The 11,634-nt window shown below is 71.1% G+C and carries 12 protein-coding genes; 3 read left to right on the top strand and 9 right to left on the bottom strand.

Annotation, left to right across the window (positions count from 1 at the left end; translation table 11 throughout):
- Positions 1-45 precede the first annotated feature (45 nt).
- The 6 genes from ACETWP_RS15775 to ACETWP_RS15750 all read right to left on the bottom strand — a co-directional run bounded on the left by ACETWP_RS15775 (position 46) and on the right by ACETWP_RS15750 (position 7,655).
- Positions 46-921: a phospholipase A2 gene (locus ACETWP_RS15775; protein ID WP_373973226.1), complete on the bottom strand. Its 876-nt coding sequence runs from the start codon at positions 919-921 to the stop codon at positions 46-48.
- 118 nt (positions 922-1,039) lie between these two features.
- Entirely contained in the window at positions 1,040-2,617 is a 1,578-nt protein-coding gene (locus ACETWP_RS15770) for an APC family permease (RefSeq protein WP_373973225.1), read from the bottom strand.
- 28 nt (positions 2,618-2,645) lie between these two features.
- Positions 2,646-4,283: an amidohydrolase gene (locus ACETWP_RS15765; RefSeq protein ID WP_373973224.1), complete on the bottom strand. Its 1,638-nt coding sequence runs from the start codon at positions 4,281-4,283 to the stop codon at positions 2,646-2,648.
- Positions 4,280-5,548: an MFS transporter gene (locus ACETWP_RS15760; protein ID WP_373973223.1), complete on the bottom strand. Its 1,269-nt coding sequence runs from the start codon at positions 5,546-5,548 to the stop codon at positions 4,280-4,282. The genes ACETWP_RS15765 and ACETWP_RS15760 overlap by 4 nt, the downstream gene beginning before the upstream one ends.
- A 69-nt stretch (positions 5,549-5,617) precedes the next feature.
- Positions 5,618-6,655, bottom strand: a complete 1,038-nt coding sequence (locus tag ACETWP_RS15755) for an agmatine deiminase family protein (RefSeq protein ID WP_373973222.1) — start codon at positions 6,653-6,655, stop codon at positions 5,618-5,620.
- 1 nt (position 6,656) lies between these two features.
- Positions 6,657-7,655 (bottom strand): nitrilase-related carbon-nitrogen hydrolase, encoded by a 999-nt coding sequence (locus ACETWP_RS15750; RefSeq protein WP_373973221.1) that lies wholly within the window; start codon positions 7,653-7,655, stop codon positions 6,657-6,659.
- A 173-nt stretch (positions 7,656-7,828) separates the two neighbouring features.
- Between ACETWP_RS15750 and ACETWP_RS15745 the strand changes: the two genes are divergently transcribed.
- Positions 7,829-8,479: a TetR/AcrR family transcriptional regulator gene (locus tag ACETWP_RS15745; protein WP_373973220.1), complete on the top strand. Its 651-nt coding sequence runs from the start codon at positions 7,829-7,831 to the stop codon at positions 8,477-8,479.
- 16 nt (positions 8,480-8,495) lie between these two features.
- On the opposite strand, the gene ACETWP_RS15740 is transcribed toward ACETWP_RS15745, so the two are convergent.
- Positions 8,496-9,263 carry a DUF429 domain-containing protein gene (locus ACETWP_RS15740; protein ID WP_373973219.1) on the bottom strand — a complete coding sequence of 256 codons (768 nt, stop codon included), beginning with the start codon at positions 9,261-9,263 and terminating at the stop codon, positions 8,496-8,498.
- A gap of 79 nt (positions 9,264-9,342) precedes the next feature.
- Between ACETWP_RS15740 and ACETWP_RS15735 the strand changes: the two genes are divergently transcribed.
- Positions 9,343-10,239 (top strand): DNA-formamidopyrimidine glycosylase family protein, encoded by an 897-nt coding sequence (locus tag ACETWP_RS15735; protein WP_373973218.1) that lies wholly within the window; start codon positions 9,343-9,345, stop codon positions 10,237-10,239.
- Between the two features lie 114 nt (positions 10,240-10,353).
- Here ACETWP_RS15735 and ACETWP_RS15730 read toward each other — a convergent pair whose 3' ends face one another.
- Both ACETWP_RS15730 and ACETWP_RS15725 read right to left on the bottom strand, forming a co-directional pair.
- Positions 10,354-11,076, bottom strand: coding sequence for a leucine-rich repeat domain-containing protein (locus ACETWP_RS15730; RefSeq protein ID WP_373973217.1), 723 nt, complete (start codon positions 11,074-11,076; stop codon positions 10,354-10,356).
- A gap of 135 nt (positions 11,077-11,211) precedes the next feature.
- Positions 11,212-11,361, bottom strand: coding sequence for a hypothetical protein (locus tag ACETWP_RS15725; protein WP_373973216.1), 150 nt, complete (start codon positions 11,359-11,361; stop codon positions 11,212-11,214).
- A 112-nt stretch (positions 11,362-11,473) separates the two neighbouring features.
- Between ACETWP_RS15725 and ACETWP_RS15720 the strand changes: the two genes are divergently transcribed.
- Entirely contained in the window at positions 11,474-11,620 is a 147-nt protein-coding gene (locus tag ACETWP_RS15720) for a hypothetical protein (RefSeq protein WP_373973215.1), read from the top strand.
- The last annotated feature ends 14 nt before the right edge of the window (positions 11,621-11,634 follow it).

The raw sequence follows: 11,634 nt of genomic DNA, 5'->3' as shown, positions 1-11,634 counted from the left end.
TCCGCGAACTAGGGGCCTCCTGGCCTGGGGTCGGGCGCTTCGGCGTTAGTAGAACCCCGTGCGGACGCTGACGGCCGCGAAGTAGACGCCGGCGATGGCTTCGCAGCTCTGGAGGGCCTTGCGCGAATAGACCTGGCAGTTCTCGTGCATGTCGTCGGGAAGATCGGCGTCGCAGACGGCGGCCCGATGCTGCTTCCGGTCCTCCGGTGCGCGCCAGAGGTTGTTCTCGATGCACTGGTCGTGCCGCGCGCACGGCCCGCGGAAGTCCGCGTTGCCCCAGGAATCCGGCGAGAAGCTGCAGTAGTCGTGGAGCGTCCTGCGGGCGTGGTTCACGTCGTAGATGTAGTCGGCGGGGACGGCGACGTACGCCGTGGTCGGCTGGGACGGGTCCTGCCGAGCGGGCCGTGCGGAGACCTCGAAGTAGTGCCGGTAGGCGCGGACCATCTCCGTGTCCTCCGCACTGCCCGTGCGGATGAGCGTGGGCGCGAACGTCACCCTCGCCAGTGCCGGCGTCGACGGGTGGAGCGCCTGGTAGACGTCGCGTCCCCTGACGCTGTAGGCCGATCGCGGAAGAAGGTTGACGGCGCCGGATGCCGTGTACGCCAGGGGCTCTCCCAACCTGCCCACCAGCGTGCCCGTCTGGTCCTCCACGACGACGGTACCGTCGGGGGCCACGCGCGGGGTGGTCCCCTCCGGCGGGGAATACACCCGGTAGGGCCGGCCGGCCACGGGGTCCGTCACCGTGGCGGGGGCCAGCAGCGCCCCGTACTCCTGCTGCCAGGGGCCGTTCACGCTCGGAACGGGATCGCCCGGCACTTCATCGGCGGAGGCCGGTGCCATCGACGCCACGAGGGACGAGCCCAGGAAGCAAGCGACCAGGACGGTCTTGACGAGGTTCTTGATGGTCCTCTCCCCGGACAACGCGCCCGACGCACCTCGTGGGTGTGCCGAGGCACTCAATGGGTGGTTGAATCCAACCGTACGCCTGAGTGACATGCATCACAATGGTCATATTCCGCCCGGCGCATCGTGCCTGTCGCTAGAGGCTCGGACCCGTGACGGGCCCCTCGGTTTTCGGACGCCCGTAGAACCCCGGCCGCCTCCGGCCGGCTCCCACGAGGAACAGTGCCCCCACGGCGATGATCCCGACGCCGACCAGGAAGACCAGGCCCACGCCGAACGCATGGGAACCGGATCCGTACGCCGGATCCCACGAGTCGACCGCGGTTTGCAGGAATACCGCCACCAGGGCGATCCCGCCGGCGAGCGGCGCCGCGAAGCGCAGCAGGAAGTGCCGTGCCGAGGTGAACGAGCTGCGCCGGAAGTACCAGACGCATGCCAGGGCGGTCATGCCGTAGTAGAAGCAGATCATCATGCCCAGCGCCAGGATCGTGTCGTTCAGGACGTTGGTGGAGAGCACCCGCATCAGCGCGTAGAAGCCCGCCGAGGCCACGCCGGCGAAGACCGTCGCGAAGACGGGGGTCCCGAACCGCGGATGGATCCGGGCGAACCTCGCCGGCAGCGCGCCGTGGTGCCCCATGGCCAGCAACGACCGGGCGGGGGAGATCATGGTGGACTGGAGCGAGGCCGCGCAGGACGCCAGCACGGACAGCGACAGCAGGATCGCGAACGGCCCCATCACCGGGTGCGCGAGCGCGGCGAACAGGTTCCCCGAGTGCTCCGGGTTCGCCAGGCCCAGCCCGGTGTCCCCGGTTCCGGCGAAGAGCGTCGCGGCGACGGACCCCGCCAGATACAGCGCCAGCACGACGACGGCGGTCGCCCCGGCGGCGATCCCGGAGGCGCGCCCCCCGTCGCGGGTCTCCTCGTTCATCGTCAGGCACACGTCCCAGCCCCAGAACGCGAAGATCGACAGGCTCAGCCCCACCGCGAATGCCGAGAAGGAACCGATATTCAGGGGGTTGAACCAATCCCAGCTGAACGCGGGGGAGCCGGCCTGGCGGCCCGCCTGGCCGAGGGCGGCGGCGAAGAACCATGCCAGCACCAGGACCTGCAGGAGCACCAGTGCCAGCTGCACGCCGCGCGTGGTGTGCAGCCCGCGGCTGGACACCCAGACGGCCGCAGCCACGAGGGCGAGGCAGGTGGCGATGTTGACCAGCGGGTCCGCCGCGAGTTCGGCGAGTTCCGGCCGGCCCGTCGCCTGCGCGAGGCACAGGTAGAGGAAGTCGACGGCGACCCCGGCGAGGTTGGAGAGCACGATGATGTTCGCGGCCAGCATCGCCCATCCGCCCATCCATCCGGCGCGCGGTCCGAAGGCCTTCCACGTCCACGTGAACGTGGTGCCGTTGTCCGGCATGGCGGCGTTGAGCTCGCGGTAGCCGAGCGCGACGAGGAACATCGGGATGAAACCCACGATGAAGATCGCCGGCAGGTGGTTGCCGACCGCCTCGGCCGTGGGGCCGACGGACGAGGTCAACACGTAGGCCGGGGCGATGGTGCTGACGCCGATGACGACCGCAGCGGCGAGGCCGATCTGCCCGCCGCGGAGCCCCTTTCCGGGGCCGGCCGGGTCTCCGGCCACGCCGGAACGGATCGCGTTGTTGGTGCCGAGCGCGGCGCCGGAACCGGGCGCGGCAATGGTGCGCTGGATGCTGCTCATGGGGTCCCCTTCGTGGGAGGCGAGACGTCTAGAACTGGACGGAGCGGTGTGTGACGCGGCCTCCGAGGACGGTCAGGGCGATGGGCGCCTCGGCGAGCTCGTCCGGCGGGGCGGCGAGCGGGTCCACGGTGAAGGCCGTGAAGTCCGCACGCTGGCCGACGGCAATCCGGCCGGCCCGGCCAGTCTCCCCCGCCGCGGCGGCGGCCATGGTGGTGTACCCCTCGAGGGCCATGCGCGCCGTCAGAGATTGGCCGGGCAGGACCGGGTCGACGTCGGGTCGTCCGGCCGGACGGCGTAGCTGGGCGTCGGCGAGCACCGCTCGGGCGTCGTAGGGGGCCACGGGCCAGTCGGAGCCGAGGGCGAGGACCGCGCCGGCGTCGCGGAGGTCGCGGGTGCGGAAGGCGCGGTTGGCGCGCTCCGTTCCCAGCCGTTCGGACCAGTTGTCGCTGTGGTCCGCCGCCGTGTAGTGGGTGCAGTGGGTGGGCTGCATGCTGGCGGTCACCCGGTGTCGGGCGAACAGCGGGACGAGGTCATCGGGGATGGTCTCGATGTGTTCGATCCGGTGGGGCGTCCGTGTGCGTGCGGCTCCGGCCAGGGTCTCGAGCGCGAAGCGGACACCCGCGTCGCCGATGGCGTGCGTCGCGGTCGGCACGCCGGCTTCGGCGAGGTGGCGCACCGCCCAAGCGTATTCGTGCGGGTCCGGCCAAAACGGCGCCGTGGACTCGCCGTGCGAGTCCGGGGCCTGGAGCCAGGCGGTGCCGCCGTCGATGGTGCCGTCGATCATGAACTTCACGCCGTCGACCTTCCAGTCCCGCCCGCCGCGGCGCTGCAGGGCGACGAACTCGTCCAGCTCCTCCGTACCGACGCCGGGAAAGCAGAACGGGGCGCAGCGCAGTCTCAGGGCCAGCGCTCCGTCGCCATCCAGCGACGCCAAGAGCTCGCCGCTGTCCTCTTCGAAGTCCATGACATGCGCGCCGACGAGCCCGGTGGCGGCCATGTCGCGAAAAATCCGCGCCAGCCGGGCCCGGCGGTCTGCAGGCGCGGCCCGGGGCACGTGGTCGAAGACCAGGTTCACGGCCGCGTCCTCGAGCAGCTGCCCGGTTGGGGTTCCTGTTTCGTCGCAGACCACCTCGGCGGCCTGGTCGAACGCCACCGGTCCCGTCACGCCGGCCCGCCGCAAGGCCGCCGTGCTGGCGAGCCCGGAATGGGCGTCTGAGAAACGGATGAACACAGGCCGGTGCGGTGCCGCGTCTTCGAGAAGCGCGTTGTGCACCTGGTTGCCGCCGAAGACGTTGGGATCCAGGCCCCAGCAACTGATCCATCCGTCCTTCCCGCTGTCGTCTGCGGCGGCCCGCCGCAGCTCGCGGGTCAGCTGTTCCAGTGAGGCGACGCCGGAGAGGTCGTGCCCCTCGCTGAAGGTCAGCCCCATGACGGGGTGCAGGTGGCCGTCCACGAGACCGGGGGTCAGGGTGGATTTCCCGAGATCGATGGTTTCCGCTCCTCCGCCGGCCCATGCCTTGGCGCGGCGTCGGTCGCCGAGTTCGGCGACGACGCCGTGACGGACCAAGACGGCCTGCACGCGTTCGGCGCCGCTGTCCGTGTCCGCGTCGAGGGTGTGGACGGTGTCCGTGAGCAGGACCAGGTCGCGTCCATCGCGGTTCGTCACTTGGCCTCCTCCATGACGTTGACGGGTTCGGCGGGGGCGGTCTGTGCGCCGCCGTGCTCGCTGACGCCGCTGCGCCGCGAGACGATGAGCAGGGCAGCGCCAAAGACGAGACTGGGGATGGCGGCCAACAGGCCGAACTCGAGCAACCCGACGTTCTCGATCAGGACGCCACCGACCACGGGACCGAGCGCGATGCCTGTGATGTAGACGCCGGAGACCAGCGCGACGCTGCGCCCGGAGATGTCCATGCGGGCGGCCAGGGCGAAAACCAGCGAGAGCACCGCGCCGTACATGACCCCCCAGACGACAATCGCCACGGCGTACACCCCGGGGGCGGTGGTGGTCACGATGAGGAACTTGCTCACGGAGCTGACCAACACGATCCCGAAGATCGACCAGGAACGACCGATGGTGCGCAGGGCGATCGGGGCCAATAAGGCGCCCGCGAGGCCACCAACGATGTTGAGCGAGATCAGGAGCGACGACTGCTCGGGCGCCAGACCCACGTGCGTGGTCGCGAGCAGTTCGGTCATGGCGTAGACCATGTCCTCGGTCATCGACCAGAGACCGAAAACCAGCGCCAGGACGATCGCGAGTCCTCCGATGCGGGTCGCCTTGCCCTTCCTCTCCGGCGAGTCGGCGTCGGCCGGCGTGGGAACGTCCACCACGGCGGCCGCGGGGGTGGGGACGGTGCCCGGTGTCTTGCGCAGCGAGGGCAGACCGCCGGCGGTCAGGAGACCCGCGAGGCCCAGGACGGCCGGGACGGCCAGAATCAGACGGAGGTTCTGGCCCAGAACCGGAATGACCGCAAGCAGCAGGGCCGCGAAGAGGCGGTTGGCGATCATCACGACGCTTGAGGTCTTGTCCGGATCCTCCGTCGCGGCAGAGGCTGCGGTGGCGGCGGAGACGGTGATGCCCGCTCCGACGCCACCGACGATGACGCCGAGCGACACGGCGGTTGCCGTCATGGTGAGCGCGGCAAGGCCAAAGCCCGACACCAGGATGGACAGGCCGATGCGCGCCAGCAGCGGACGCGAAAAGCGGGCCACCACGGTGTTTGTGGCGAAGATGCCGGCGGCGGTCCCTAGGGACATGGCGGTCGCCAGTCCGGCCGCCGCGGAGATATCGAAGCCGAGGTCCGCGACGAGCGCGCCGATCATGACGGGGACGAGGTTGGCCGCCAGCAGGGCGAGGACCCAGGTGCCGAGGAACGCGACGACGACGCGCGGCCGCAGGGCGGTCAGGTGTGGGGCAGGGGTTGCCATGGGATCTCCTGGTTGAACGGGAAGCGAGGGGTCGGTGGGTCGCGGCCGGTGGACCGACCGCGCCGATGGCTAGAGGGCCGGCTGCTGCTGGGTGATGCAGTGGATGCCGCCGCCGCGGGCGAAGAGTTCGCGCGCGTCGACGCCGACGACCTCGCGCCCGGGGTAGGCGGCGCGCAGGATGGCGAGGGCGGCGTCGTCGTGCGGGTCGTCGAAGGTGCACGCGACGACGCCGCCGTTGACGGCGAGGTGGTTGAGGTAGCTGTAGTCGACCCAGCCCTCGTCGTCGCGGAGCGTGGCGGGCGCGGGGACGGGAACGATGTTCCACGGCCGGCCGGCGGCGTCGGTGGTGGTTTCGAAGACCTCGCGGACGCGCCGGCTGACCTCGTGGTCCGGGTGGTCGGGGTTGCGCTGGTCGTGGACCAGCACCGTGCCGGGGCTGGGGATGGCGGCGACGATGTCGACGTGGCCCCGGGTGCCGAAGCGGCCGTTGTCCCGGGTGAGGCCGCAGGGCAGCCAGATGGTTTTCGTCGCGCCGAGCAGCCGGGCGAACTCGGCCTCGACGTCCGCCCTGGTGGCGCCCGGGTTGCGTCCGGGGTCGAGCTGGACGGTCTCGGTGGCCAGGACGGTGCCCTCGCCGTCGACGTGGATGCCCCCGCCCTCGTTGACGATCCCCGCCGCGACCCGCGGCACGCCGGCGAGTGCCGCGACCTCGGCGGCGATCCCGGAGTCCTTGTCCCAGGCGGCCCAGTCCTGCGCGCCCCAGCCGTTGAAGCCCCAGTCGACGGCCGCCATCCCGCCGTCCGCGTCCCGGACGAACGTGGGGCCGATGTCGCGCATCCACGCGTCGTTGAGGGGGCGGAGGACGTGGTCGACGGTGTCGCCGAGGTGTCGGCGGGCGTCCGCCTCCGCGGCCGGGTCCACGACCAGGGTGACCGGGGCGAACCGGGCGACGGCGCGGGCGGTGTCCGCCCACGCGCGCCGGGCCGCCTCCGCCTGTTCCTCGGTGTCGCCAAGGGTGTAGCCGCCGGCGGGGAACGCCATCCAGACCCGCTCCTGGGCGGAGGTCTCGGCGGGCATCGCGTACGTCGCGGTCGCGTTGGTGGACATCTCAGGCGCCCTTCGTGGTGGCGAGGTCCGCGGGGGAAGGCGTCCCATAGGCGGGGTCGGTCTCCGCGACGGGCCGCGTGATCGCGGCGTAGGTGTCGGGGCGGCGGGTGCGCAGGAAGGGGAACAGGGTGAGCCAGTCGCGGCGCTGGTCGAGGTCCAGCCGCGCGACCAGCACTGCGGAGTCGTCGCGCGGGGCGCGGGCGAGGATGCGGCCGAAGGGATCCGAGATGAAGGAGGACCCGTAGAACGTCAGCGACCCCTCGTCGCCCCAGCGGTTGGGGACGATCATGAACAGGCCGTTGGCGATGCCGTTGCCCACGATGGTCTGCCGCCACAGCGGCTCGGTGTCGAACGCCGGGTGGTCTGGCTCGGAGCCGATGGCGGTCGGGTAGGCCACCGCGTCGGCGCCGGCCAGGGCGTAGATGCGGGCCGGTTCGCTGAACCACTCGTCCCAGCAGGTGGGCAGTCCCAGACGCAGGCCTCCGAGGCCCTCGGGGGAGTGGACCGGGTAGGGATCCTCGGCGGGGCCCGGGCGGAAGTACTTGTCCTCGTGGTAGCCGGCCGTGCGCGGGATGTGCAGCTTGTGGGTGGCGCCGGCGAGGGTGCCGTCCGGGGCCACGAGGATCGCGGTGTTCAGGCCCAGCCCGTCGGGCCCGTCGACGCGCTGGAAGAGGGAGGCGTGGACGTGGATGCCGTGGCGGGCGGCCTGCCCGGCGGCGAACCGGAACGTGGGGCCGTTCCGGAGGTCCTCGGCGGTGGCGGCCGGGGCGCCCTGCGGCAGGCGGTCCGCCGGGTAGCGGGAGAGCGTGAGCTCCGGCAGGAACACCGCCTGCGCCCCGTGGGCCGCGGCGCGGGCGATGCCGTCGGCGAGTTCGGCGCGGACCGCGTCGGCGTCCGGCTGCCACCGGTGCTGGACCAGCCCGACGACGACGGTGCCGCGGTCGGCCGGCTCGGTGCGGCATGCGGAGGCGGGCGGGGTGAGGTTGACGATTTCGCGCATGGTCTTCCTTGGCTGTCTGGCGGTGCCGCGTGGGCCCCGCCGTAAACGAATATGATTCGTTATCGAGTATGAGGCGGGTCACGTCCGACGCGCAAGAGGTAAAACGAATATGATTCGTCAGAAGAGTGTTTTGCCGCCCGCTCACCCCAACCCGACCGCCCAGGAGGCAAACGATGCCCCGCCCCAGCACGCCGAAGCTTTCCCCCACGCTGATCGCGCGCGCCGCGCTGAGACTCGTGGACAAAAAGGGCGAGTTCACCATCCCGGAGCTGGCCGCGGCACTGCAGGTGCGCCCGTCCTCGCTGTACAACCACGTGGGCGGCAAGGGCGAGATCGTCGAGTTGATGCGCGGCGAGGCGATGTCCGCGGTGGGTCTGCCGAGCGATCCCGCAGCGGGCGACTGGACGGACGTGGTCCGCGGCATCGCCGTCGAGTACCTGAACTCCTACTCCCGGCATCCGCGCCTGATCCCTCTGCTGACCAGCCACACCGTGCGGGACAGGACCACGCTGCGGGTCTACGACGCGCTGGCGGAGGCGTTCGCCGCGGCCGGTTTCGACGCCGCGGAACGGCTTCAGGCCATCACGATCCTGGACTCGTTCGTGATCGGGTCTGCGCTCGACGCCGCCGCGCCGGCCGTGGTGTGGGAAGCCGACGCGGAGGCCGGAGACGCCTTCCGCGAGGCGCTGGACGCGGGGCTGACGGTCGAGGACCGGGCCCGGACGACCTTCCTCGCAGGTTTGGAGCTCCTGCTGGCGGGATTCCGGCAGGCGAGCCGCTCGGCGGGCGGGGGTGCCGGACCCGTCGGTGGTGGGGCGGACTGAGGCGGGACGCCTCGCTCTACGCAGTCCCGCCGTCGGTCGGCAGGTCCTCCAGCGGCCCGCTCGGAAGATGGACCCACCCCTCCCGTAGGGCGATTGCCTTCTCCCCGGCGTCGGGGCGGAAGGTGCGGCCGGTGGCCGCGGCGCGGGCCGTCAGGGACGCCATCACGGCGTCGAAGAGGTCGTCCGACGCGATGAGGTCGTCCGCGTAGCCCGCCACGTCCAGCCAGGGGGCCGCCGCCCGGAGCTGGCGCAGGACGCCGCGCCGGACCTCGGCCTCGGCGGCGCCGGTGCCCTTGTACTTCTTCGCGGCAATGCCCCAGAGCTTCAGCGACGCGGCGGGGTAGACCTCCGCGAGTTTGCCGGAGCCGTCGAGTGGCTGGACCGACGACGCGTTCGCGATCTTGGCCTGGATGACCGCGCAGCGCATCGCCGGATGCGCCAGCCGATCGGCCGAGACGCTCAGCGGGATGAGGCCGGTCTTGCCCGTCACGAACCGGTCGGTGTCCCGGTAGGCCAGGAGCCGGCGGCCGGCGATGCCGTCATGGCGGAGGACGGCGTCCGCGTCCCCGCCCGCATGGCCCAGGAGGAACGGCACCAGAGCCTGCGGCCACCCCAGGGGGCAGTCGATGCCCGTGGAGTCCGTACCCGCGAACAGGCCGACGATGGCCTCGTCGGTCACGCCGAGTTCCAGATGCACCAAGTGCGCGCCCTCGGGGGTCCACTCGATGACGGCCGCCGCGGTCTTCTTCGGATCCGCGGCTAGGTCGATGCCCAGCGTCTTCATGGGGCCACTGTAGGGGGCGGCGGGCGGAGCAGGGCCAGCCCACCTACTGCCCCGTCCCGCCGTCCCCTATCGTGGGGCCATGCCTGAAATGCCCGAGGTGCAGGGACTCGTCGACTTCCTGCGGTCGAAACTCCTGCCGCCCGACGCCGCGCCGGCCACGGTCGCGCGGGTGGAGGTCCTGTCCTTCTCGGTGCTGAAAACCGCGGACGTCCCGCTGTCCGCGCTCTCCGCCGGTCCGGTGTCCGGCGTCGAACGGCGCGGCAAGTTCATCGTCCTGGCCGCCGGCGACGCGCACCTGGTGATGCACCTGGCGAAGGCCGGCTGGCTCCGCTGGTCCGATGCGCTCAAGCCCGGCCCCTTGCGGCCGGGCAAGGGCCCGATGGCCCTGCGCGTGCGGTTCGAGGCCGGTGGCCCGGACCAGCCGGGATTCGGCCAGCCGGGGTTCGACCTGACGGAAGCCGGCACCACGAAGTCGCTGGCGGTCTACGTCGTCCACGACCCGCTCGAGGTGCCCGGCATCGCCCGGCTGGGGCCGGAGGCGCTCGACGTCGACCGCGAGGCCTTCGCGGGGCTGCTGGCATCGCACAACGGGCAGATCAAGGGCCTGTTGCGGGACCAGTCGGAGATCGCCGGGATCGGCAACGCGTACAGCGACGAGATCCTCCACGCGGCCCGGCTTTCGCCCTTCGCCATCGCCTCGAAGCTCGGGCCCGACGAGGCGGAACGGCTGTTCGAGGCCCTGCATGCGGTGCTGGAGTCCGCGGTCGCCGGCGCGGCGGGCCAACCCGCGGCGGAGCTGAAGGACTCCAAGCGCCGGGCCATGCGCGTGCACGGCCGCGCCGGCGAGCCGTGCCCGGTGTGCGGGGACACGGTCCGCGAGGTGTCCTTCGCGGACTCCTCGCTCCAGTACTGCCCGACGTGCCAGACCGGCGGCAAGCTGCTCGCGGACCGGAGGACGTCGAAGTTCCTCAAGTGAGCCGGAGGCGAAGCGACGAGCTACAGCGACGCCCCGCCGCAGATCGTGATCGTCTGGCCGGTGATCCGACGACCGTGACCTCTCCCGCCGGAGTCGGGACGAGGCCCGGTCCGCTCAGAGGGATTCGCAGATAACCACGAGAGGTGGGGGACTCGTGTCCCAGCCAGGGACCTGTTGCGCCAGTTCGTCCACGGTGGGACGCATGCCCCTGGTCTTCATGACCCAGGCGTCCGTCAGGTTCCTCAGGGACAGCAGCGGACTGTAGTCCTTGTCGTCCACGATCAACCCCAGAAGCTTGAGCACCCGCAGTTGCGGAAGGTCCTTGATGAAAGACAGCGAGTCGATGTGGGCGTTGCGGTCGCTGGCGAATTCCCCGCCGAGGACGAGGCTCCGCAGGTTCCGCAGTGTCCCGAGAGGCGCCATGTCGTGGGCGTCGCGGAGCCCGGTGACTTCCAATGTCCGCAGGGACGGGTGGGAGTCCAGCGGTTCCATGCTGGCAACGCGCGGGGCGCTCTGAATCTGGAGTGTGTGCAGCTTCGGCATACACGCGATGGGGGAGAGGTTGCTGTAGTCGCCCCACTTGACCGATAGCTGTTCTAGCTGGGTCTGGCCGGCGAGCGTCTCGAACAGGCGGACGGGTGTCCGGGTCCCGAGAGTGAGCCGCTTGATGGTGGTCGGCCCGGCCGAGAAGAAGTCCATCCACTCCAGGACCAGTTTCCGTGCCTGGGTGGCGGTAAGCTCATGGTTTTGCGTCGCTGCGACCACGGCGTCCTCCGTGCCCCGATAGTCCGACGGGTGCTCGAGGACTTCCGCTGGCGCGCTCCCTGGTGTCGTCACCGGACCATTGTGCACATCCCGCCATGAACGCGCGCTCGCACGACGCGTCCGTGGCACCCCCGCACGCAGAAGGGGGCCTCCGAATTCACGGAGGCCCCCTTCTGCGTGGAGCGGCCTGCGTGGCCGCATACCGCCCTAGCGGCGCTTGCGCTGCTTGCCGCCGCGCGTGGTGGTCTGGTTCTGGGTGGTCGCCTGCGTGCCGTCGGGCTGGCGGTCGCGGACCTTGCGGACGAGCCACAGGACGATCGGCATCGCCACGGACGCCAGGCGGAAGAGTCGCAACATGTTTGCTCCTTGGTGATCCGAAATTACTTACAACGTAAGCATAGCCGCCGCGGGATGCCGTAGATTTTCCCTAGCGGCGGCCGCAGGGGCCGCCCGGAGCGAAAGGTCCGCGATGACCAGCAACGACAGCACCCACCAGCAGGGCGAAAAGCACGACGAGGACGTCGTCTCCGATCCGGCGCTGAACGACGAGCAGGGTCAGGAGTGGTCCGACGAGGGCGGTGCCACCACCGAGGGTCCCGCGACGTCGGACGACTGACCCCCGGACGGCCG

It is taken from the genome of Arthrobacter halodurans (genome assembly GCF_041877255.1).
Taxonomy (GTDB): Bacteria; Actinomycetota; Actinomycetes; order Actinomycetales; family Micrococcaceae; genus Arthrobacter_N; species Arthrobacter_N halodurans.
Note: the sequence above shows the minus strand (reverse complement) of the source record. Positions and strands in the feature narration are given on the sequence as shown.